Here is a 22,980-nt window from a genome sequence, read left to right on the forward strand (position 1 = left end):
CAATGTTCAACACGCCCTAATAACCTACCCAAAATCTTCCCTCAGAATAGCCGCCATATTACGCTCGGCAAGCCCCGTGATAAAGACATACGGATTGACCCCAGCGCTACCGGGGATTAACGCGCCATCTTGCACGTAGATATTTTCGTGTCCTTTGACGCGTCCAACTCCATCAGTCGCCAAGCCTAATACACAGCCGCCTAGTGGGTGATAGCAGAAGTTATCGCCGAAGCCTTTAGTAAATAATAAGCTTGAAGTAGAGCCACCATTTACTTTGGCGAGTCTTTCGATCAGCTCTTTGGCCGCATTTACTGAGTACTCGTTTTGCTCGCGTTTCCAGTTAAGTTTGACGGTTTTTGTGGCCTTATCATAGTAATAGTTACCGCGTTCTGGATTATCAGTGATGGCGAGATATAGCGTCGTCCATGTCTCAAGCCCTAGCGGTAATGGCGCGAGTTCGGCAAATATTTTGTACTTTGAACCGCCTCTATCGCCGTCCCACATATTGATGCCTTTGACCGGAATGGTAGATTGGGTGGTGCCCGCAGCGTGGACGAAATTGCGCCCTGTCATGATGTTGCCGTTTGGTCCCCAATGTTTGCCGATGTGTTCGTTTAGATTGTTTAGTTTGCCTTCGGCTTGGCTTTTAAGTAGCAGCTCTGAGGTGCCCGTACTGCCCGCATTTAGAAACAGTTTATCGCAAGTATAATGTTCAATTTTATCGATGCCACCAGTAGTATTGATAACATGGACTTCTAAGCGCAGTTGCTCATTATCGAGCGCTTGAATAGTATTAACTTTGCGCAAGGTTTTTACGGTGACATTGCCGGTGGCTTCAGCGTCTTTTAGGTAGGTTAAATCCAGTGAAAATTTGCCAGCATTATTACCATAAATGACTTCACCGGCGAGCGCGGATTTATACACTTCGCCGCGCGCTTCCTTTTGCATATAGTCAAAATCGTAGCTATTATCGAAAAACTCTGTTTTCATTCCCGCCTTTGCTGCTTGGCGTTCAGCTGCGCGAGTGTACTCATAATGCTCGGACTCATTAAAAAACGATTCAGGGATTTTACTGACTTTCAGATTTTTCATGGCACGGGGAAAATAAGTATCGTACATCTCATTAGAATCAATCCAAGGAAACACTGCTTCAAAATGCGCGCGTCTTGGCTGAATGGCAATCGCGCCATTGACGATAGAGCCGCCGCCATAAGCACGCCCTGCAAATACTTTCATATCGTCATATTCGATTAAATCCAACACCCCAGGATATTTTCTGATAGGAATTGGAATCGGGATAGGGGCGTTTGGCATATTGCTAAACCAGCTTGAGCGTTTATCGGCGCTAATCATTTTGCAAAAGGTATTATGTGCGGGCGTTCTATCCCAGCGCATACCCATCTCAAGTATCAATACTTTATGACCTTTTTCGCTTAATCGTAGCGCTGATACCGCGCCGCCGTAACCACTACCGACGATGATATTGGGGAAGTGTCCAGCTTGAGTAATTTTGCTTGGTAGTTTTGGCTGCTTGGCAAGCGTTTGGCAGCCACTCACCGCAGCGGAGGTGCTGATAGCGCCTAAGCTTAAACCCATGGCTTTAATCAGTTGGCGTCGTTGCATGGTGTATCCTAATTTGATATTTAAGCTAAAAAAAGCCTGTATGAAATAATATTAGCTTTTGATTATAAAGGTGCGCTTAGCCAAGCGAGCATCATATTAGCAAACATAGGTTGCGTTATTATTTCAGTCGCACGATTGCTGTAATACTTATAGATAAATCGGGCTTTCATTCATCGATTATTCTTATCAGTTTTTAGCCAATGACTCAGCCAGTTACTTAGTCAATTATTTTTATAGTAAGGCGTAAACTTGACCAAATAGGGAATTTCGCTTATTATCTTGTTTCAATGTACTAGAACGCAAATACATTAAAACATTCTTATCATTAAAAACGCTAAATAATTCGGCAAAGACAACAATAGTAGTAATTAATTTAAAATAATAAGGCTTAACTATGACAACGAAAAATACCGCCACTGGCTACGGTTTACATCAGTCCATCTTGCCGAATAGCGAGGGTCTATATGGTGAGTTTGGTGGCAAAATTGCTCATCCTGAGCTTGCCAAAGCCATGACAGAAATCGAAATAGGTTTTCGTGAAATCATCAAAGACGACGACTTTATCAAAGAGATGAAGCGCTTACGCGAGACTTATGTTGGTCGTCCAAGTCCCATTTATCATGCGCAGCGTTTGACCCAGCATTGCGGCGGCGCGCAGATTTATTTTAAACGTGAAGATTTAAACCATACGGGCGCGCATAAGATTAATCACTGTTTGGGTGAAGTGTTATTAGCCAAAAAATTAGGCAAAACCAAGGTGATTGCCGAAACGGGCGCGGGGCAACATGGCGTCGCATTGGCAACGGCAGCAGCCTTGATGGGTATGGAGTGTGAGATTCACATGGGTGTGGTCGATATTAAAAAAGAACATCCAAACGTCAGCCGGATGAAGGTTTTGGGCGCCAATATCGTGCCAGTCTCACGCGGCGCAGGGACGCTAAAAGAAGCAGTCGATAGCGCTTTTGAGACTTATTTAAATGAGCTTGATAGCAGTATGTTTGCGATTGGCTCGGCATTGGGGCCTGCGCCCTATCCTGAAATGGTCAGCTATTTTCAATCGGTGGTCGGGCATGAAGCGCGGGCGCAGTTCTTAGCGGCGACGGGTAAGCTGCCTAATAAAGTGGTCGCTTGTGTTGGCGGTGGCTCCAATGCTATCGGCATGTTTAGCGGCTTTTTTGATGATGCCGAGGTAGAGAAAATCGGCGTGGAACCAGCGGGCGAGGGCTTAGATACGCGCAATCATGCGGCGACAATGTCGCTCGGCGTCAAAGGTAAAATTCACGGCTTTAAATGCTACGTGCTGCTTGATGAAAAAGGCGAGCCAGCACCGGTGCATTCGATTGCCTCAGGGCTTGATTATCCGGGCGTTGGGCCACAGCATTCATACCTGCGAGATTTAGAGCTTGCTACCTATGAGTCGGCGACTGATGCAGAATGTTTACAAGCCTTTATGGCGCTATCACGTCTTGAAGGTATTATCCCAGCGTTAGAATCGGCGCACGCCATTGCTTATGCGATGAAAATCGCCAAGGATATGTCAGCGGATCAGACGATTTTGGTGAATCTATCAGGGCGCGGTGATAAAGATATTGATTTTATTTTGGATAAGGTAAAGCTATAAAAAATTGATAAGGAGTATAAAAAAACAACAGCTCTCAAGCGTGTAACCAGTTATCATCGTGGTTTTTTTAGTCTAACGCTTGATAGGATCTACCCATGTCCAACCGCGACCTCATTATTTTTATGACATTGTCCTTTATGTGGTCGCTGTCGTTTATTTTTTATCGTATCGGCGTGCCAGAATTTGGCTCGCTCGCGTTTGCCAGTTTGCGGGTGGTATTTGCCGGTTTGGTGATGCTGGTTTTTGTTTTAATCAGCCCAAAAAACCGAGCAGGCATCCGCGATAATTGGAAAGTTTTGACCCTAGTCGGACTGTTTTCTGCCGCTATCCCGTTTATCCTGTTTGCCTTTTCAGCGCGCTCAGTCAATGCTGGGGTGTTGGCGGTGCTTAATGCGTCCGTGCCGATGATGAGCGGTTTTATCGCCAGCACCTTTTTTAAAGACAGGCTGTCAAAAAAGCAGATACTTGGCTTAATTATTGGCGTAGTGGGCGTGATTATTTTAATGAGTGAAAGCTTATTTGGTAGCCAAAGCGCTGCTTCTGATTCTTCATTATTACCGATGGGCTACGCATTATTGGCCTGTGTTGGTTATGCGGTCGGCGCCAATATCACCAGAAACTATTTATACGATGTCTCGCCGGTGGCGATTACCGCAGGCTCGCTTATCATTGCCAGTATTATTATGCTGCCGATAGCGGTGTATGAGTTTCCCTATGGCAAAACCATTAGCCTCACTGCTTGGACGTCAGTGATTTGTATCGGCGTCTTCTCAACCGCCATCGCGCTGATTTTTATGAATCAACTCATCAAAAGTATCGGTCCGATGCGCGCGACCAGCATTACCTTAGTGATTCCAATTTTTGCCATTATTTTAGGCTATCTACTGCTTGGTGAGGCTTTAGACACGCCAGCGATTATCGGTTCAATGGTGATATTGTTTGGTACTTATCTGTCGTTAGAGCTGTCTATTAAAAAGATGCTTAAATCCTAAGATATTGCTTTTTTCTAATTGATAAATAGCCTTTTAATAAATGCCACTTATTTAGCACTTTCTGCCATGATAAGTTGAATGGGAAAGGTAATGATGTCAAACGCTTTGGCAAATGGCATCAGCGTTTCCAGTCTTTTTTCTTCTGCTAAAGCTTTGTCTGGTTGATAATGATAAAACTTCAGCGTGGTCGGTTGGCGAAAGCGATAGGTAAGCGTCTCGATATTTTTCACCGCAGGTGCCACCGTTACAGGAAGGCGCCACAGATTTTTTGTACAGCGCGTCATACCACCCGCGAAGCCATCATGACAAGTAAAATCAAACCCTTCAAGCTTCGCCGTTTCACCGGCGGCTAGCAGATGCGTCGGTTTTTCAAACCATAATATGGTGGCAATGCAACCTTGCGCTGAGGTGCAGCCTTGCTCGCCTATTCTTATTCTAAAATAGGGCGCATTAAATGCCGGCATTGGCTTAAAGGAAAAATAAGCCAAATCTACTTGCTCTAAAATATCAATAAATTCACGATCTCTATTGGCGCTCTGTACCAAATAGCTGCGCTTTTCTCCGGCGAATACAATCGCATGCTCAACGCCTTTTTTAGGATTTACGAATTCTGCTTCCCTTTCTCGTTCTTCGCGCTATTTTCTCACTGCTGGTACTTTGACGGCGCTAAGTCTCGCTATTAGCTCAGCGCATGCCGCTGGCATCGAATACAGCAAACAATCGGTTGCGCCTTTTTTTGAGCCGGGTAATTATGCCGAGCTATCTTATGCGTATGTTGATCCAAAAATAGAAGGCACCGATGCCACTGGTAATAAAATCGGTGACATGATGGATGACTTTGATTTGCCCAGCGCCGCCATTAAAATCGCCCCGACAGCCAATACGGCCTTGGCAGTGATTTACGAACAACCCTTTGGTGTCGATACCGAGTACCCAGCAGGGAGTATTTTTAACAATAGCATGGGCACCACTGAAGCGCGAGTAGAGACAAATGGCATCACGCTTTTGGGCGGCGGTAAAATTAGCAATAATGTCTGACTATATGGCGGTCTTGAATACCAAACACTAAAAGGCAATATAACGGGCGTGCAGCCAGTCGGTTTGACTACCGCTGTTTCGCAAGTAATCGATGAAGCGGGCGCGCTTTTTGGTATACCAACGACTACCGCTTATTATGATTTGGTCAATAAACAAAATAACGGCACGATTACGCCAACTGAAGCGGCAACTTTGGGCGCTATCAATGAAGCAGCTATCAATCCTGTGGCGACAGCGCCGACCTATTATACGTTAGATTTTGAAAACGAAAATACGCTAGTGCCGGTTATCGGTATGGCGTATGAAAAGCCGGAGATCGCTTTGCGTGCCGCATTAACCTATCGCGCCCCTGCTAAATATCTGGTATCTGGAGTAGAAAACCTGCAAGTTATTTTGCCGCCTATCGCTGGTAGTGATGGGGTAACACCGGGACCAGCGACTGATGAAGTTGCCTTACCACTAGCGGGCAAGACCGAAGTGAAGATGCCGCAGTCGGTCAATTTCGATTTCCAAACCGGTCTGAGTGAAAAGTATAAGTTGCTAGGTATGGTTAACGCCCGCTGGGTAGATTGGAGTAACTTTAATGTTGCCCCGCCTTTAGCGACATTATCAACACAAGAGCCCTTAGCTGCTTATAAAAAAGACGGTTACGCGGTTGAGGTGGCATTGGGTAAGCAGTTTAATCCAAAAGTTTCAGGCGAAGTACGTGTCGGATATGACCACGGTACTGGTGCGCCGCTCAGTCTATTGGGGCCTTATGACTCTATCAAAAGCTTGGGATTAAGCGCGCAATACAAACTGACCGAGCAGCTTAGTGTCTCTGCGGGCGGTCAATATATGTGGTTTGAAGGCGGTCCAGTCGATACTAAGGTTGATGGTCGGGTAGCCAATATTGACGATGGAACTGGCTACGCACTTGGCATGAAATTGGGTTATCATTTTTAAAGATTGACTGAGATTGTTTGTTAAAAATAGCTCATATTAGTGCTTATAGAAAATAGAAAAAAGCACCAACTTAAAAGTAGGTGCTTTTTTTATTACTAAATTTTAGCAAAAATTACTGTTTCTATTAGCTTAAAACCCTTATAAGGTCACATAAATAATAGCGTTTAAAAGGTTGGAAATATACTTGCGTCGATGTTTTTGTTTGTAAGTGTGACTTGGAAATATCATCTCTACCCCCTATAAAGAACACGGCTGATAAATAGACCGCTTAATAATGATAAGTGACAATGGCAAGCGCCCTTTATCAAAGCTCAATAACTCTTATAAATCTATTTTATAACAACAAACAAGGCTCCTCATGGCACACGATACTTTATTCGAACCCGTAAAAATGGGTACCCAAACTCTAAAAAATCGCATCTTTATGGCTCCCTTAACCCGCTTACGCGCGGTCGAGCCGGGCGATGTTCCTACGGCACTAGCCAGTGAATATTACACACAGCGTAGTGGTGCAGGATTGGTGATTACCGAAGCGACGCAAGTGTCTTTTCAGGCAAAAGGCTATGCTGGCGCGCCCGGTATTCATACCAAAGATCAGACGACGGCGTGGAAAACCATCGTTGATAATGTCCATGCCAAAGGCGGCAAGATTGTCGTCCAGCTATGGCACACCGGTTTGGTTTCACACGAAAGCGTCCAACCTGATGGCAAAGCGCCTATTTCGGCGTCTGACGTTCATGTAGGCGTGCGCACGACATTGCGTGACAGTAATAATCAACCGATACGCGTTGAATCTACAACCCCGCGTCCAGCCACGCTTGAGGAAGTAAAGCAAGTTATCGCTGACTTTGGGCTTGCGACTAAAAACGCTAAAGAAGCAGGATTTGATGGCGTAGAAATTCATGGCGCGCATGGTTATCTGTTGCATCAGTTTTGGGTTGAGCAAACCAACCAACGTGATGATGAATATGGCGGTGGCCGCGAAAACCGTGCGCGTTTGACCCTTGATGTTATCGATGCTTGTGTCGCTGCATGGGACGCTGACCATGTTGGTATTCGCATCTCACCGCTTGGTACCTTTAATAATGTCGAAGCAGGCTACCATGAAGACGAAAATATCTGGCTTATTGAGCAAATTAATAAGCGTGGGTTGATGTATTTGCACCTATCTGAGCCTGATTGGGCAGGTGGTACGCCTTATAGCACAGAATTCCGTCAACGCGTTCGTAATGCGTTTGGGCAAATGATTATTGCTGCTGGTGGTTATACCCCTGAAAAAGCCGAGCAGAATATTAAGGAGGGCTATATCGATGCCGTTGCTTTTGGTCGTGATTATATTGCCAATCCGGACTTAGCTGAGCGTATCCGCCAAGGTGCGCCGCTTAATGAGCAACATCCGCAAAGCTTTTATGGCGGCGGTACAGAAGGCTATACCGATTATCCTTTTTTAAAACAAGCTTAAATATTATCGGATAGCCATTTTAAATCGGCTTTATCGATTAAAATAAAGCGATAATCAATAAAAAAGCCACCTTGCTAATAACAGTAAGGTGGCTTTTTTAATAGATGAAGTTTAGCTATTTAACAAAGTTACCCGTTTGATAATCACGAAACGTTTGTTTTAACTCCGCTTGGGTATTCATGACAAACGGACCATAGCCTACCACTGGCTCACCGATAGGCTCACCGCTTAATAGTAGCAGTTTAACTATGCTTGACGATGGCTTATCACCAGAAAGCTTATCATCAGCTAGCTTGGGGTACGTTAGCTTAATGCTATCGCTTACCTGCGTTGCTGATTGTCCATTGTCGAAATCAATAATAGCGATATCAGTAACAGTCGGCGCTGTAAACTGAATCAGACTGCCTGCGCTTACTGACTTATCATTAACCAGTAGCGTGCCTTCTTGTACCAATATCATGATGTTATGATTGTTTGGCACTTGCAGCGTCGTTGAGCCAGCGCTATGCAAAGCAATATTCCACATATTGATTGGCGTAAAGGTACTTGCCGCGCCTGTCGTATTTTGCCACTTACCTGCAATAATCCTCGCTTGACCAATAGCATGTCCATTTTCAATATTGCTTAAATCGACGATAGGCAAATCAGCGCCTTTTAGCGTTTGATATTTAGGCGCGGTCAGCTTATGGGCGCTCGGCAAATTGACCCATAATTGCACCATGCTAAAAAGTCCACCACGGCGGCTAAAGTCGGGCGAGTGGAATTCTTCGTGCATAATGCCGCGCCCGGCGGTCATCCATTGCACATCACCTTCTTTGATGATGCCACAACCGCCAGCCGAATCGGCATGGCTAATCTCTCCCGAGTAGGCAATCGTCACCGTTTCAAAACCCTTATGCGGATGCTGCCCGATACCGTGCGACTCCTTCTCATGGTTTGGATTTGGCGCAAAGGTGGTCGGCTGACCATAGTCCAATAATAAAAATGGATCGGTATGCTGATAATTAAAATCAGCTTCGTTATCTAAATGATTAAACAAAGTTTTGACATAAAAACCATCGCCGACCCAATGCGGTGCTTTATTATTATGAATATGTTTGATGGCGCGCATTGCTTACCTCGTCAGCCTAACTGTATTAAAGAATATTTATTTATTTCACTGCCATTCTTTAATAGAAATGAAATGCCTACTCTTAAGTAATTCTAAATCTGTATGGGTTTATATGGTGGTTAAATTCAAAATAGTCAAATATTTAGTGTTTTTAAATTTGCATCGCTGGCGTTTGAAAGGCTAGCGTTTAAATGCTTATCGTTTAAATTAAGGGTCTGTCTTAACATCAAACCACTTCGCCGCAAACAAAACCACTGGCCCACGCCCATTGAAAGTTATAGCCGCCAAGCCAGCCGGTGACGTCAAGCACTTCACCGATGAAATATAGCCCGTCTTGATATTTGCTTTGCATGGTCTTTGACGAGACTTCATCGGTTGTGATGCCGCCGCGTGTGACTTCAGCGGTTCGATAGCCTTCAGTGCCAGACGGTTTTAGCTGCCAGCCGTTCAGCGTCGCGCCAAGCTCTATCAAGCGCTCATCTTTAATATTAGCAAGCTCGGTGTCTTTTATATCGTCCCACAAATGCGTTTGTAGCGCTGCCAGCAGTTTTTTCGGCAAAGCATTGTTGGTATTGTCTGCCAAGACCGTGCGGATAAGCTGGCGTGGGTGTGATTTCTTATGAGCAAGTAAAAGCGCAGTGATATCGATTTCGGGTAGCAAATTGATAGTAATGGTTTCGCCAACATGCCAATAGTTAGACAGTTGCAGCATAGACGGACCAGAAAGGCCGCGGTGAGTAAAGAGCAAGGGCAGTTTAAAGGAGATGCGTTCATTACTGGCAATCACCGGCAGACTGATACCGGCAAGCGTACGAATCAGCTCGCCGGTTTTATCGGTAAAGGTAAATGGCACAAGGCTGGCATCAGTTGCGACTAACGTATGACCAAACTGCTGCGCCAGCTCGTAACCAAAGCCGCTCGCACCTAAGGTCGGAATCGATAAGCCGCCCGTCGCTACCACAAGCGACTCGCAGCGATAGCTGGTTTGCGGCAGCTTACTTTGATTGCCGTTATCTTTTCTTTCTTGTTTTTCTTTTTTACTCAAACTTTTGCTGGTGATTAATTCAAAACGGGATTTTTTAGTATTCTCATCAGTCTTTACTTGTTCGATGTGGGTATTGAGCTTGACTTGCACGCCCACGGCAGCGCATTCATCGAGGAGCATGGTTAAAATATCTTGTGCCGAATCATCACAAAATAGCTGCCCATGCTCGCGTTCATGGTAAGGAATTTTATGCTGCTCAACCATAGCGATAAATTCCCAACTCGGATAACGGCTGAGCGCTGATTTACAAAAATGGACATTGCTGCCGATAAAGTGCTCAGGCTCGACGAAGTAATTGGTAAAGTTGCAGCGCCCGCCACCTGACATCAGGATTTTTTTACCGGCTTTATTGGCGTGGTCGAGCACCAAGACGCGGCGACCACGGCGACCCGCGGTGAGCGCACAATATAACCCCGACGCCCCAGCGCCGATGACGATGACATCGTAGTGATTGTGTGCTGCTGCATTGCGCGGATTTTCCATGATGATAGGTTCCAAAAAGCGCTAAGCTTTAAAAAAATAGAAATAAAAAAATTGTAAAACTAAAAAGTAGCCGAGTGCGGCGTCTTAATCATAAAGGGTAGCTATTGTCCATGTTTTATAACAGGTTACAAGGATTAAATAATTTTGCCCAGTCAACTTATAAAAGTCGCTACCCCTGATTAAGTATACAGCTGTGCAGCGAAATTGTTGTGTTTTGCGCTCGACGTCTTGCAACGACGCGGCTTATTTGTCAAACTAACTTAAGTGTCAGACATTATGGAAGATGACTCTTATCACTTGTATAGGCCACCGTTTGCCGTTCATATTTAACGCAAGCCGTTTAATGATAGTCGCAACGACAGCCGCTACAAGTCAGAATAATTAAAAAAGGATGACTACGATGACTCAAAAATCATTTCCTATCGCGGCTGAGTTTGTCGCCGCTGCCAATACTAGCGCTGAGCAATACACCAAAGAATACCAACAATCTATCGCGTCACCTGAGGCGAACGATGCCTTTTGGGCTAAGCGTGCCGAGCTGATTGATTGGATAAAAAAACCCACCAAAATCAGCGATGTCAGTTATGACTTAGAAGATTTTCATATCAAATGGTATGAGGATGGTGAGCTTAATATTTCAGTCAACTGCCTTGATCGACACGTCAAAAATCACCCTTATAAGCCTGCCATTATTTGGGAAGGTGACCATCCATCGCTGCACAAAATCATCTCATTTAAAGAGCTGCACGAAGCGGTGTGTCGTCTCGGGAATGCCATGCGCAAACTTGGGGTCAAAAAAGGCGATCGCGTCACTTTATATATGCCAATGATACCAGAAGCGATGGTTGCCATGCTGGCGTGTACGCGCATCGGGGCGGTACATTCGGTGGTATTTGGCGGTTTTTCTGCCGAGAGTTTGGGCAATCGCATTATCGACAGCCAATCAAAATTGGTCATTACCGCCGACGAAGGTATTCGCGGTAATAAACGCACACCGCTCAAAGCCAATGTCGACCGAGCGTTAGACATGGATGGTACGGAAAGCGTGACCAATGTCGTGGTCGTCCATCGTACGGGTAATTCTGTGCCGATGAGCGGTCGCCGCGATGTGTGGTATCACAGTTTGGTCGATGGCGAATCAAAGCATTGCGAGCCTGAAGTTATGAATGCCGAGGATCCGCTGTTTTTATTATATACCTCAGGCTCTACCGGCAAGCCAAAAGGCGTGCTACATACTACTGGCGGTTATATCATTTATGCGCTTTCTACGTTTCGCGATGTGTTTGATATCAAAGAAGATGATGTCTACTGGTGTACGGCCGATGTCGGCTGGGTGACTGGTCATACTTATGCCACTTATGCACCGCTTGCTAATGGGACGACGACGGTCATGTTCGAAGGTGTGCCAGAGTATCCGACGTGGGCGCGTATCGGTCATATTATTGATAAACACCAAATCACGGTTTTATATACAGCACCGACCGCCATCCGTGCGATGATGAAAGAAGGCGATACCTTTGTCCGTGAATCTGACCGTTCAAGTTTGCGCTTGCTTGGCTCCGTTGGTGAACCGATCAATCCAGAAGCGTGGGATTGGTATTACAATGTCGTTGGCGGCGGTAAATGTCCGATTGTCGATACGTGGTGGCAGACAGAAACCGGCGGTATCTTACTGGCGCCAATACCGGGTACTGTCGATATGAAACCGGGTGCGGCGATGAATCCGCTATATGGCATCGAGCCGGTCGTCGTCGATGCTGATGGTCATGTCTTAGAAGGTGCGGCAGAAGGTAACCTTGCGATTAGTGGCGGCTGGCCGGGGCAGATGCGTACTATTTATAATGATCACGAGCGCTTTTTAAAAACCTATTTCACAGAATATCCGGGCTATTACTTTACTGGCGATGGTGCGCAGCGTGACGAAGACGGTCACTACTGGATTACCGGACGCGTGGATGATGTGCTCAATGTTGCCGGGCATCGCTTGGGCACGGCAGAGATTGAAAGCGCGGTGGTTGCGCACCCAGCAACGGCTGAAGCGGCGATTGTCGGTATGCCGCATGATATTCGAGGGATGGGGGTTTGTGCCTTTATCATTCTAAAATCGGGCGAAACCGCAACGGATGCTTTAAAATCTGAGCTCAATCGCCACGTGCGCGCGGAGATTGGCCCGATTGCTAACTTGGATGCTATTTATATGGTGGATGTCTTACCCAAGACGCGCTCTGGTAAAATCATGCGCCGTATCCTGCGAAATCTTGCCGCAGGGCAATATGTTGGTCTGGGCGATTTATCCACCCTTGCCGATAGCGCTGTCATCAATGAGCTGATTGACGTGGTCAAAGCGGAACGCGGAGAGTAAAGAGTATAGTTGGATATGTATTAAAATAATTTTTCCCTTCTTTAAAAGCCATACTATCGTAAATAGTATGGCTTTTTTACGTAGAGGTTATTGCTATTAGCGCGCTTTAAAGTTTCAATAACTTTTGTTTTTCTCCATATTTACAAGGTTTACCGTCATTATGCTGAACTCTTCTTTGCAGCCTACGCCGATATCAGCGCCAAAAATTGCCATTATCGGTGCTGGCTTAACGGGACTATTTACTGCCACCTTATTAGAGCGCGCTTCTAGCCAAATGAATGAGCAGAAAATTAATGACAAATCCTCAATACCAGAAATCACTATTTTTGAGAAATCACGCAGCGTCGGGCGTCTAGCAACACGTTACCGCAGCGATAGCCTTACTGATAAAAACTGGCAATGGGCATTTGGGGCGCAGTTTTTTACCACCAAGAGCGCAAGCTTTCAACAATTTATTGAACCGTGGTTGCAGACAGGTTTGCTACAGCCATGGTGCGCGCAAGTAGTAAGCTTAACGCCAATGTCGGCAAATAATCAGAAACCCGATATTCACCTCAAAGAGCAATGGGGGAGTACGCAAGCGCGTTATATCAGCACGCCAAAGATGACCAGTTGGGGGCGAGCATTGGCTGATGAATTGCAGCATAGCACCATCAAGTTTAACACCCGCGTCGCGCCATTATCTCAATATAAGCAAACGCCAAATAGCAACATCAATAATAAAACTAACGACAAAACCAGTGAAAAAACCAGTAATAAAACTGAGCTATTCGATGAAAATGGCAACAGTCTTGGTCATTTTGATTGGGTAATTTGTACGGCGCCAAATGGTCAAGCCGTCGAGCTGATGGCAGATAGCGGTTTTAGTGAATGCGCAAAAATCACTGAGCCAACAATGCAGGCGTGCTATAGCTTAATGCTTGGTTGGAATGAGAACCAACCAGTACCTGAGGCGCTAAGCTGTTTGGACACGGCGTGGGATGTGGCTTATGTACAGAATTCTATCATTGATAAGATATTTATCGAACATTATAAGCCTGAGCATCATGCGCTATTACCCAGCATGACCATTCATGCGCGCAACGACTGGTCGGAGCAGCACGTCGATGACGATATTGATACCATAAAAGCGCAGTTACTAGCAGCCGCCAAGCAAGCACTAAACTGGAATACGGAGAGCGCGCCAAGCCAAGTTGATTGTCATCGTTGGCGTTTTGCTGCAACCGTAACCGCTTCTCATAAAGAGCAGTTAGGAACACTGATTGATGATGAGCGGCAATGGATTGTCAGCGGTGATTGGTGCGGGCAAGGTAATATAGAAAGCTGCTATCAAATGGCAGCGCAGACGGTGGCAGCGATGGTTTAATTGACAGATAATAAAGGCTTTAAGGAATTAAACTTAGACGTATTACATCATAATAAATTTGAATTTATATAAATCATTAACTTACCGGCAAAAAAAGAGCCCACGAAGGAGGTGTCGTGGGCTGAGGAAAACTTATCATGCGACCGAGCTACTACTGATTAACGAACCACAAGTAAATTCATCAAGATTTATTATTGTTAATATAAAGATGATGACAAAATCTATGATTTCAAGAGATTCTCACATCTGCTTACAATTTCCAGTGTACAACTGTATTTATTCCTCAGTCATCATAACTGAAATTGACAGATTTACCTAGCTTGCTTACATGTCATTACGTTTTGGTTTATTGTTCGACGATTATTAGCTAAAAATCATCATAATCGTTTTGGTAAGCATTTTTTGCTCAGTAACACTCGTAATTGAGTAAAGCCAAAACCGACCGGCACAGAAGCATGACGACATGGCTGAAAAATGCTAAGCTAGCCACATTCTTATCGTTCACTATAAACTGGGTTTGTCATGACCGAGAGTACACCGCTGCACACACCAGAACAAAAACCGCTACCAACGCCAAACGACAGAAGTATCTTTAACTTACCCAACAATCTTACGATTGCGCGTATTTTAATGATTCCGCTGTTTGTGGCGATTGCTTATTGGCCACCTGCCATGGGAATTGGCATGCCAGCGATTTCGGACAATGTCATCGCGCGGGTAGGTATGAGCGAATTTAGCGACAGTTTGCTGCGCCATTTGCTGCTAACCGGTGTGTTTATTATCGCCGCGGTGACCGATTGGCTCGATGGTTACTTTGCCCGTAAGCTTAACGTGGTCTCTGCTTTTGGGCGCTTTTTAGACCCAGTCGCTGATAAGCTAATGGTCGCAGCCGCATTGATTATCTTGGTGCAATGGCATCCCAATATCATCATGGCGATTGCGGCGATTGTGATTATCTCGCGTGAAATTGCTGTCTCGGCGCTACGCGAGTGGATGGCGGAGCTTGGCAATCGTACCAGTGTTGCTGTCTCGTATGTCGGCAAACTCAAAACCACTTTTCAGATGATCGCCATCACTGTGTTATTGTTAAATTGGCAATCGCTTGAAATGATAGGCTATATATTGATGGTGGCGGCGGTGATTTTAACCTTATGGTCGATGATGATTTACTTAAGAGCTGCATGGCCGTATTTAAAACAAAGCGGTTAGTATGTAGAATAAATGCTATCAGTCATTAAGTTTACATGCTTAAGTTTAAACCGCTCATAAACAAATACGCCAGTCATGATAAGTGACTGGCGTTTTTTATTTATCATAGTTTTAACTGTATTTAATGATCAAATAATTACAACTCAATAGAGAAATTTTCCCCTAAACTTTTTTCAATCGCTGTATCGGTAACTGCCGCCGCCGTCATTTTGACCGCGCTGGTAATGGCATTACCATTTGCCCAGTATTCCGCCCCATGCGGCACCACTTTAATCAGCTGTACCCTTGGATCTTCTTTGCTTTGCTCAAAATAGGCGTTATACATAACCGACCATAGTTCATCGAGTTTTTCTGCATCCTCAACCAATTCAGCAGTACCAGAAATAGATAGATACCTATCATCACCTTTAGATGTATAAGCCAAATTTACTTCCGCATTTTGCTTAATGTTATCGACAGTTTCAGATGGCGTGTGTCCAATAAACCAAATCTCTTTGGCGCCAATGCTAGTTTCGGTGGTGTTCATTGGGCAAGAGTGCAAATGGTCTTCGCCATTGCGCGTGGTCATCATGGTGTATTTAATGTCTTTTACCATCGCTTGGATGGTGTCCATTTGCGCTTGTTTACTCATAATAGTTATCCTTTACTATTGAAATAGGCAGTTTAAAAGCTTGGGTTTAAAGCTTGGGTTTAAAAGCTATCGGCAGATAATTGATGAATGATTAATAACTCTTAGCCGATGACTCGTTATGTGTGCAATCAGTTATTAATATAATAAAGTTGCTTAATAAAACGATATAGCTGCTCTGTAATACGCTGTGACGCTTTGTAAGCTTTAATGTGCTGAAAATAACGAGCAAGGTCATAAACATATTGGCAAAATTAAAAACAAAAAATGCCAGTAAATGAAAGTTTACTGGCGTTTAAAGTATCCGTCTTGTGCTTTATTTTTTTATTATTAAGACAGCAAAACTTACAGAAAGCGAGGTTATAGAGAGACGGAGAAAGTCTCGCCTAAATCTTCAGCAGTTTTACCTTCTTGTACCGCTGCGGTTGCCATTTTAAACATATTGACCACTGAGCTACCGCTAATCCAGCATTCAGCGCCATGTGGTACCACTTTAATCAATTGGACGTTTTCATCTTCTTTACCTTCAGCAAAAAAGGCGTTATAAACAGGCGACCATAGCTCATCTAACTTGTCTTTATCGGTTGATAATTCAGCGTTACCACTGATAGAAACGTAATTCTTTTCATCTTGAGTAGCGTATGTTAATCCAATTCTTGCATCGTTTTGAATGTCTTTGACGACGTCTGAGGTTTTATCACCGATAAACCAAATTTCTTTGGCAGCAACATCCGCTTTATTGGTAGTCATCGGCCAAGCATGCAAATCACCCTTGTCATTGATTGTACTCATCATCGCAAATTTAACGTCTTTGATAACGGCTTGGATTTTGTCAATCTGTTCTTGCTTACTCATACTATATCCTTATTACTTTAAAATTATAGGGGTAGTTAATCGTTTTAGTTATTAGCTGGTTGTAGAATAACGATAGTGGCCCATACAGTTATATAGGTTGCCCGTAATGCGATGTGAGCGTTTGTAAAATATACAAGGATTGAGTAAAAATCAGCATGAGCAATCGGGCAATTTAAGGACTATAGATTATTGGCAATTTATCCTGCTTTTACCTGCTTATTACAGGTCTTCTTGTTATAATACGCGGACCATTTACTTTGCATGGCAGAGATGCCTTGATCTTACGGATTATGCCTTTATGATGACCATCGCCGGACAACCGTTTCTTACCGATTTTCAGACGCAGCAACTCATCAGTCAGTTTCAGCAAAAAACCGAGCTAAATGTCAGCCACATCAATACTCAGCAGGTTTATGTGCTATCGCGCGACCTCGTAGGTGATGAGCAGAAAAAAGCGCTGGATTTGTTTGGGGTGCATGCCGATATTCAACTTGCCGCTCCAGAGGCCAATCAAGTACAAGTGATCGTCGGTCCGCGTTTTGGGACGATTTCGCCGTGGGCCAGTAAAGCGACCGATATCTTTAATAACTGTGAAATTGAGATTAAACGCGTCGAGCGCGTCATCGTTTATACCCTAACGATTGATGCAAAAGCAGACGGTGAATTGAGCGCAACCAATAACAAGCTTCCTAAAGCCGCTGAGCAATTATTGTTTGACCGTATGACCCAAAGCCTAGTTTATGATTTAAATGACGTAAATAAACTGTTTGATGATGAACAGCCAGCGTCGCTTAATCGCATCGACGTCATCGGACAAGGTCAATCAGCACTAGAAGCCGCCAATAAAGAATTTGGTTTTGCCTTGTCGAGCGAAGATATCGATTATCTGATGAATGCCTATGTCAATGAGCTTAAACGTAATCCAACTGACGTTGAGCTGATGATGTTTGCGCAGGCCAACTCAGAGCATTGCCGTCATAAAATCTTTAATGCTCAGTGGACAGTTGATGGCGAAGTGCAGCCAAAATCCCTGTTCCAAATGATTAAAAATACTTATAAAGCCAATCCCCAAGGTATCTTGTCGGCTTATAAAGACAACGCCGCGGTGATGGCTGGTGCTAAGGGGCTGCGTTACTACCCAGTGCCGACTGATGCCACGGATGTAAATTCTGCCCATCCTTATGACTTTCATCAAGAAGAAATCGATATCTTAATGAAAGTTGAAACTCATAACCATCCAACGGCGATTGCCCCTTATGCCGGTGCAGCGACGGGCGCGGGCGGTGAGATTCGTGATGAAGGTGCAACCGGTCGTGGCGGTAAGCCAAAAGCAGGTTTGACTGGTTTTCATGTATCACATCTACATATTCCAGAGCTTACGGAAAAATGGGAGCAATCAGGTCAAGTCAGCACGCAAGACTACGGTACGCCAGATCGTATGGCCACCAGCCTTGAGATTATGACCGAAGCACCACTTGGCTCAGCCAATTTCTCGAACGAGTTTGGTCGTCCAAACTTATGCGGTTATTTCCGTAGTTTCCAATTGGACACGTCAGCGGCAAAAGATGGCAGCCAAATGCGCGGCTATCATAAGCCCATCATGCTGGCCGGTGGTTACGGCAATATCAAACGTAACCTCATTGAAAAAAATGCCATTCAACAAGGTGATTTATTAATCGTCCTTGGTGGCCCTGCAATGCAAATCGGTTTGGGCGGCGGCGCAGCATCGTCTGTCGATAGCGGCGAGCTAGATGAAGGCTTGGACTTTGCTTCTGTGCAGCGCGATAACGCTGAGATGGAGCGTCGCTGTCAAGAAGTCCTTGATCGCTGCTGGGCGCTCGCTGGGAATGAAGCGTCGGGAAATGACGCTGATGCCAGTAATACCAGCAATGCTAGTAAAGACGGTAACCCCATCGTCTCTATTCATGACGTCGGCGCAGGCGGTCTGTCAAACGCTATGCCTGAGCTGGTCGATGACCATGATATGGGCGCCCATTTAAACCTGCGTAAAATCCCGTCGCTGGAAGCGGGAATGTCACCGATGGCTATCTGGTCGAACGAAGCGCAAGAGCGTTATGTGTTAGCGATTCGCCCAGAGAGTAAAGATCAGTTTGATGCCATCTGTGCCCGTGAGCGCTGTCCGTATGCTATCTTAGGCGTAGCGACGGAAGTTCGTCAGCTTATCGTTGATGATGAGATGCTCGATGAGCAGCCAGTCGATATGCCGATGCAAGTACTGCTCGGTGGAACGCCGCAGATGCAGCGTAGCTTTAGCCGTCAAGAGAAAGAACTGCCACCGCTTGAGCTTAATAACTTTAATTTAGCTGAATCTATCAAAGATGTATTGCGTCATCCAACCGTTGCGAGCAAGTCTTTCTTGATTAGCATCGGTGACCGCTCAATCACTGGTATGGTTGTTCGCGATCAGTACGTCGGTCGCTATCAAGTGCCCGTTGCCGATTGCGCCGTTACCGCGTCTGGTTTATTAGCGCTAGATGGTCAGCCGATGAGCGGTGAAGCGATGAGCGTTGGTGAACGTACGCCTGTTGCCCTTATTAGCCCAAAAGCTTCTGCACGCTTAGCCGTCGGTGAAGCGATTACCAATATTGCTGGTGCGCGTATTAATCAGTTATCTGATATCACCATGTCAGCGAACTGGATGGCAGCCTGCGGCGATGACAATGAGGACGCTGCATTGTTTGACGCCGTACATGCGATCGGTGAAGAGCTATGCCCAGCACTCGGTATAGCGATTCCTGTTGGTAAAGACTCGCTATCGATGCGTGCTAATTGGACGGATAGCAATAAAGACGGCAGCACAGATAAATCAGTGGTTTCGCCAATGAGCCTCGTGATTACTGCTTTTGCGCCTGTTATTGACGTGGCAAAAACGCTAACACCTGAGCTAATCAATGGTGATAGCGCCTTCTACCGTATTGATTTGTCAAAAGGTAAACTGCGCCTTGGCGGTTCAATCCTTGCGCAAACGGCAAGCCAATTGGGCAATGAATGTCCTGACCTTGAAAAGCCAAGCGATTTAATCGATTTCTTTAACTTCGTCCAAGCGGGTAATGCCCAAGGCGTCATTAGCGCTTATCACGATATCGGCGATGGCGGTTTGCTAGCAACGATTGCCGAGATGCAATTCACCAGTCGACAAGGTATCAAGCTGTCATTGGACGATAAAAATTTACTCGGTCAGTTATTCAGTGAGGAGCTGGGCGCGGTCATTCAAGTCTTACCAGAAAACGTCGCCGCTCTCATGCAATTGGCAGAAGAATTTAACGTCAGCGATATGCTGAGCCTCGTCGGTCAAAGCTGTGAGGAAGACAGCCTCATTATCCAAACGCCGCTACATATGGGCGATGATACCTTACGCTTTAGCCGTTCTGAGCTACAACAAGAATGGAGTCAGGTCAGCTATCAAATTGCCCGCCGCCGTGACAATCCAGCGTGCGTACAGCAAGAGTATGATTTGATTAGCGATACCAGCCATCAAGGGCTTATCGCTGCACCAAACTTTGACCTCAATCAAAAAGTGGAAGAGCCATATTTAGCTAGCCGTGAAAGCAAGCCAAGAGTCGCTATCCTGCGTGAGCAAGGCGTCAACGGTCAGACAGAAATGGCGGCAGGCTTTACCCAAGCAGGTTTTGAAGCGGTCGACGTGCATATGAGTGACTTGCTTGAAGGTCGTATCAATCTACGCGACTTCGACGGTTTAGTCGCTTGTGGTGGCTTTAGCTATGGTGACGTACTCGGCGCAGGCTCGGGCTGGGCAAATTCTATCTTGTTCCATGACGAATTGCGCATGCAGTTTGTGCGCTTCTTTGCCCGTCCAGATACGTTCTCACTCGGTGTCTGTAACGGTTGTCAGATGATGGCTCAGTTAAAAGATTTAATCCCAGGTGCTGAAAACTTTCCAAGATTTATTGCCAATAAATCAGCCCGCTTTGAAGCGCGTACGGTCAACGTCAAGGTTGAGCGTACCAAGTCTATCCTGTTTAAAGGTATGCAAGACAGTATCTTACCAATTGCTGTCGCGCACGGTGAAGGCTATGCCACGTTGGACAATACCGAGATCGACGGTATGGCAAAACACGGTCAGCTTGCCATGCGCTTTGTCGATAGCCAAGGTCATCCAACCGAGACTTATCCGCTCAATCCAAACGGTTCGCTCGGCGGTGTCACAGGTCTGTGTAGCACTGACGGTCGCGTCACCATCATGATGCCGCACCCTGAGCGTACGCTACGTGCCTACAATCACAGCTGGAAGCCAGAAGCGTGGGATGAAGACGGCGCGTGGATGCGTATGTTCCGTAACGCTCGCGCTTGGTTGCGTTAGGATATAGCTTAAGTTGTTTTAAATCATTGTTTTAAACATAAAAAAAGGTGGGCTTCGGCTCACCTTTTTTATGTTTGGGATTTGGGTTTTTAAGAAGTAGGGGAGCTAATCCCGCTTTTCGCTTATATCTGCCAGTCTGGGCGAGGCGGTGACACGAGTTGAGATGTTGCTGTTACCTCGACACCACCTCAATCTCTAGCCACCGCAACTCGCCCAATCCAGCAGGATACCGCTACAGTCGGGGCTAAAACGCGCCTCTGAATGACCATTTTATGATAAATTAGTCTGAACTTTAATTTTAATCGGTGCGCTAGGTGCACACTACGAGCTTTTCAATAAAACCAGTCGCCATTACGAAGATTTTCTATATCTCTGTCACTTGATTTACGCACCATGTTAGATATTGCACCGTTAGCTTGTCCATGGTCTAGCTTTGTAAGAAAAGTATTGACCTCAGATTCATTCGCATGAAGTATCTTATCTAAGTAATATCGTTGTTCACTCTTGTCTAATGTAGTTTCTTGAAGTTGAAAGGGTCTATGTAGCGCAGCTTGAAGCAATGCCACTCTATATTTATCGTTCTCGATTATTTTGAAGTCTTGAGCATTTATATCTATGATCACGTTATATTCTGCGAAACCACTTTCAACAGAAATACTTAAAGTGTAAGCTCCATTTTCTGCTTTCACTAGCATACGAAGATCATAAAAGATGATTTCTTTATCCATATTTTTTCCTAATCAGCTTTCCCTTTCTGCGCCTCAGCAATCAACTCATGAATCTTTGCGCTTTCTCTTAACACACAAGCCTCATAAGCCGACAGCTGCTCATGTTCTTGTTCTTTTTTTATTTCCTGTTCTTGCTCCTGCCTTGCTTTTTCTTCCAGATATTTCTGTAGCTCGTCTTGCTCATTTTTCTCGTTGTATTGTGAGTTGCTCATGGTTATGTCTCCTACTATTTTTTTATCCATTAATAAAAGTCATCACGACCAGCATACTTCTTATTGAGTGCACGTAGTATCGCATAAGTTTCTAAATCCAGCTCGCCCGTTGGCTGCTGCGGACGGAAATGCAATTGAAAGGCATACACGACATCGCGACTGGTTTTATCCCATACGTCTGTGTCATTGATTTGATAACCATAATCGCGAAACGCTTGCTTAATCTCAGGTATCGTTGCCGCGGCAAACGCGTCTTGATTCATAAAAAATTGCTTATCAAACTCATCATACCAAGCGCCAATGCCGTACTCTGTATATAGACGTTGCCAAGGGAACTTGGCACCGGGGTCGATTTTACGCGACGGTGCCATATCGGCATGACCGATGATATTCTTTGCTGAGATATTATATCTTTTCGCCAAGTCTTGTACCAGCTGCGCTACTTTTTGAATCTGAACCTCATTAAATTCGACATAGTGCTCATAAGGATGATAGTCGAGCGCACCGCTTTTTAAGGCGTCTCGATATTCAGGTTTGATGCCTGGGTTGACAATCTCGATGCCGATAGAGGTATCGTTGAGTATCGTTCTACCAGCAAAACCGCCCGTGCCAGCATGCCACGCGCGTTCGCCCTCGGGCACTAAGTTATAAATTTTATTATCGTTATTATCCAAAATCAGATAGTGAGCGCTGACGTCACCAGTAGTCAAAAGCCTAATAGCGCGGGCATTATTACTCACCGTATAATGCAAAATAATGGTTTTGATACGCTCGCTTTTGCCCGTAGCTTGATAGGTTTCGCTATCGATGACGAAAGGCTCGCTGGTCGCTATTTGGGCGTTATGCGTGGTCACGCAGCCAATTAAAGGCAGCGTTAAGGCACATGCTAAAAAGATATTTTTTGCCATGAAATGCTCTGTATGAATAAGGGTAGGCGATGATGCTTACCTTTATCTGA

General features: G+C 45.2%; 18 protein-coding genes. 9 read left to right on the plus strand and 9 right to left on the minus strand.

From position 1 onward, the window contains the following. Window positions 1–24 precede the first annotated feature (24 nt). Window positions 25–1,623, minus strand: coding sequence for a GMC oxidoreductase (locus B3R91_RS10140; RefSeq protein WP_286797505.1), 1,599 nt, complete (start codon window positions 1,621–1,623; stop codon window positions 25–27). Between the two features lie 394 nt (window positions 1,624–2,017). On the opposite strand from B3R91_RS10140, the gene trpB reads away from it, so the two are divergent. Together trpB and B3R91_RS10150 are read left to right on the plus strand one after the other, a co-directional pair. Next, window positions 2,018–3,244, plus strand: a complete 1,227-nt coding sequence (gene trpB / locus B3R91_RS10145; protein WP_286797506.1) for a tryptophan synthase subunit beta — start codon at window positions 2,018–2,020, stop codon at window positions 3,242–3,244. Between the two features lie 95 nt (window positions 3,245–3,339). Next, window positions 3,340–4,236: a DMT family transporter gene (locus B3R91_RS10150; RefSeq protein WP_286797508.1), complete on the plus strand. Its 897-nt coding sequence runs from the start codon at window positions 3,340–3,342 to the stop codon at window positions 4,234–4,236. Window positions 4,237–4,283: 47 nt separating this feature from the next. On the opposite strand, the gene B3R91_RS10155 is transcribed toward B3R91_RS10150, so the two are convergent. Next, complete coding sequence (locus B3R91_RS10155) at window positions 4,284–4,781, minus strand: hypothetical protein (RefSeq protein ID WP_286797509.1); 498 nt, start codon at window positions 4,779–4,781, stop codon at window positions 4,284–4,286. 112 nt (window positions 4,782–4,893) lie between these two features. On the opposite strand from B3R91_RS10155, the gene B3R91_RS10160 reads away from it, so the two are divergent. From B3R91_RS10160 to B3R91_RS10170, 3 genes are all read left to right on the plus strand, one after another. Then, window positions 4,894–5,274, plus strand: coding sequence for a hypothetical protein (locus B3R91_RS10160; protein WP_286797510.1), 381 nt, complete (start codon window positions 4,894–4,896; stop codon window positions 5,272–5,274). Window positions 5,275–5,322: 48 nt separating this feature from the next. Beyond that, window positions 5,323–6,219 (plus strand): outer membrane protein transport protein, encoded by an 897-nt coding sequence (locus B3R91_RS10165; protein ID WP_286797511.1) that lies wholly within the window; start codon window positions 5,323–5,325, stop codon window positions 6,217–6,219. Window positions 6,220–6,577: 358 nt separating this feature from the next. Next, complete coding sequence (locus B3R91_RS10170; protein WP_286797512.1) at window positions 6,578–7,681, plus strand: alkene reductase; 1,104 nt, start codon at window positions 6,578–6,580, stop codon at window positions 7,679–7,681. Window positions 7,682–7,796: 115 nt separating this feature from the next. Here B3R91_RS10170 and B3R91_RS10175 read toward each other — a convergent pair whose 3' ends face one another. Together B3R91_RS10175 and B3R91_RS10180 are read right to left on the minus strand one after the other, a co-directional pair. Beyond that, window positions 7,797–8,792 carry a pirin family protein gene (locus B3R91_RS10175; RefSeq protein WP_286797513.1) on the minus strand — a complete coding sequence of 332 codons (996 nt, stop codon included), beginning with the start codon at window positions 8,790–8,792 and terminating at the stop codon, window positions 7,797–7,799. A gap of 226 nt (window positions 8,793–9,018) precedes the next feature. Next, complete coding sequence (locus B3R91_RS10180; RefSeq protein ID WP_286797514.1) at window positions 9,019–10,320, minus strand: NAD(P)/FAD-dependent oxidoreductase; 1,302 nt, start codon at window positions 10,318–10,320, stop codon at window positions 9,019–9,021. A gap of 400 nt (window positions 10,321–10,720) precedes the next feature. Between B3R91_RS10180 and acs the strand changes: the two genes are divergently transcribed. The 3 genes from acs to pgsA all read left to right on the plus strand — a co-directional run bounded on the left by acs (window position 10,721) and on the right by pgsA (window position 15,257). Continuing rightward, window positions 10,721–12,682: an acetate--CoA ligase gene (acs, locus tag B3R91_RS10185; RefSeq protein ID WP_286797515.1), complete on the plus strand. Its 1,962-nt coding sequence runs from the start codon at window positions 10,721–10,723 to the stop codon at window positions 12,680–12,682. A 160-nt stretch (window positions 12,683–12,842) separates the two neighbouring features. Next, window positions 12,843–14,048, plus strand: coding sequence for an NAD(P)/FAD-dependent oxidoreductase (locus B3R91_RS10190; RefSeq protein WP_286797516.1), 1,206 nt, complete (start codon window positions 12,843–12,845; stop codon window positions 14,046–14,048). Between the two features lie 522 nt (window positions 14,049–14,570). After that, window positions 14,571–15,257 (plus strand): CDP-diacylglycerol--glycerol-3-phosphate 3-phosphatidyltransferase, encoded by a 687-nt coding sequence (pgsA, locus tag B3R91_RS10195; RefSeq protein WP_068404644.1) that lies wholly within the window; start codon window positions 14,571–14,573, stop codon window positions 15,255–15,257. A gap of 136 nt (window positions 15,258–15,393) precedes the next feature. Here the strand turns inward: pgsA and B3R91_RS10200 are convergent, their stop codons facing one another. Continuing rightward, the gene (locus B3R91_RS10200; protein ID WP_286797518.1) at window positions 15,394–15,888 is read right to left on the minus strand and encodes a pyridoxamine 5'-phosphate oxidase family protein; all 495 of its coding nucleotides are present in this window, start codon (window positions 15,886–15,888) and stop codon (window positions 15,394–15,396) included. A gap of 357 nt (window positions 15,889–16,245) precedes the next feature. After that, window positions 16,246–16,740: a pyridoxamine 5'-phosphate oxidase family protein gene (locus tag B3R91_RS10205; protein ID WP_286797519.1), complete on the minus strand. Its 495-nt coding sequence runs from the start codon at window positions 16,738–16,740 to the stop codon at window positions 16,246–16,248. A 298-nt stretch (window positions 16,741–17,038) separates the two neighbouring features. Between B3R91_RS10205 and purL the strand changes: the two genes are divergently transcribed. After that, window positions 17,039–21,082 carry a phosphoribosylformylglycinamidine synthase gene (purL, locus tag B3R91_RS10210; protein WP_286797521.1) on the plus strand — a complete coding sequence of 1,348 codons (4,044 nt, stop codon included), beginning with the start codon at window positions 17,039–17,041 and terminating at the stop codon, window positions 21,080–21,082. Between the two features lie 332 nt (window positions 21,083–21,414). Here purL and B3R91_RS10215 read toward each other — a convergent pair whose 3' ends face one another. Genes B3R91_RS10215 through B3R91_RS10225 form a run of 3 tightly spaced genes read right to left on the minus strand, consistent with a single transcriptional unit; the run spans window position 21,415 to window position 22,930 of the window. Then, complete coding sequence (locus tag B3R91_RS10215) at window positions 21,415–21,810, minus strand: hypothetical protein (RefSeq protein ID WP_286797523.1); 396 nt, start codon at window positions 21,808–21,810, stop codon at window positions 21,415–21,417. Between the two features lie 8 nt (window positions 21,811–21,818). Continuing rightward, window positions 21,819–22,022 (minus strand): hypothetical protein, encoded by a 204-nt coding sequence (locus tag B3R91_RS10220; RefSeq protein WP_191690133.1) that lies wholly within the window; start codon window positions 22,020–22,022, stop codon window positions 21,819–21,821. Between the two features lie 29 nt (window positions 22,023–22,051). After that, window positions 22,052–22,930, minus strand: a complete 879-nt coding sequence (locus B3R91_RS10225) for an N-acetylmuramoyl-L-alanine amidase (RefSeq protein ID WP_286797525.1) — start codon at window positions 22,928–22,930, stop codon at window positions 22,052–22,054. Window positions 22,931–22,980 lie beyond the last annotated feature (50 nt).

The organism is Psychrobacter sp. UBA6291, from assembly GCF_002439405.1.
GTDB lineage: Bacteria > Pseudomonadota > Gammaproteobacteria > Pseudomonadales > Moraxellaceae > Psychrobacter > Psychrobacter faecalis.

Excerpts from the sequence above, each read along its gene's own strand:
- B3R91_RS10140 (WP_286797505.1), bottom strand. The coding sequence starts at position 1,623 with ATGCAACGACGCCAACTGATTAAAGCCATGGGTTTAAGCTTAGGCGCT.
- trpB (WP_286797506.1), top strand. The coding sequence starts at position 2,018 with ATGACAACGAAAAATACCGCCACTGGCTACGGTTTACATCAGTCCATC.
- B3R91_RS10150 (WP_286797508.1), top strand. The coding sequence starts at position 3,340 with ATGTCCAACCGCGACCTCATTATTTTTATGACATTGTCCTTTATGTGG.
- B3R91_RS10170 (WP_286797512.1), top strand. The coding sequence starts at position 6,578 with ATGGCACACGATACTTTATTCGAACCCGTAAAAATGGGTACCCAAACT.
- B3R91_RS10175 (WP_286797513.1), bottom strand. The coding sequence starts at position 8,792 with ATGCGCGCCATCAAACATATTCATAATAATAAAGCACCGCATTGGGTC.
- B3R91_RS10180 (WP_286797514.1), bottom strand. The coding sequence starts at position 10,320 with ATGGAAAATCCGCGCAATGCAGCAGCACACAATCACTACGATGTCATC.
- acs (WP_286797515.1), top strand. The coding sequence starts at position 10,721 with ATGACTCAAAAATCATTTCCTATCGCGGCTGAGTTTGTCGCCGCTGCC.
- B3R91_RS10190 (WP_286797516.1), top strand. The coding sequence starts at position 12,843 with ATGCTGAACTCTTCTTTGCAGCCTACGCCGATATCAGCGCCAAAAATT.
- pgsA (WP_068404644.1), top strand. The coding sequence starts at position 14,571 with ATGACCGAGAGTACACCGCTGCACACACCAGAACAAAAACCGCTACCA.
- B3R91_RS10200 (WP_286797518.1), bottom strand. The coding sequence starts at position 15,888 with ATGAGTAAACAAGCGCAAATGGACACCATCCAAGCGATGGTAAAAGAC.
- B3R91_RS10205 (WP_286797519.1), bottom strand. The coding sequence starts at position 16,740 with ATGAGTAAGCAAGAACAGATTGACAAAATCCAAGCCGTTATCAAAGAC.
- purL (WP_286797521.1), top strand. The coding sequence starts at position 17,039 with ATGATGACCATCGCCGGACAACCGTTTCTTACCGATTTTCAGACGCAG.
- B3R91_RS10215 (WP_286797523.1), bottom strand. The coding sequence starts at position 21,810 with ATGGATAAAGAAATCATCTTTTATGATCTTCGTATGCTAGTGAAAGCA.
- B3R91_RS10220 (WP_191690133.1), bottom strand. The coding sequence starts at position 22,022 with ATGAGCAACTCACAATACAACGAGAAAAATGAGCAAGACGAGCTACAG.
- B3R91_RS10225 (WP_286797525.1), bottom strand. The coding sequence starts at position 22,930 with ATGGCAAAAAATATCTTTTTAGCATGTGCCTTAACGCTGCCTTTAATT.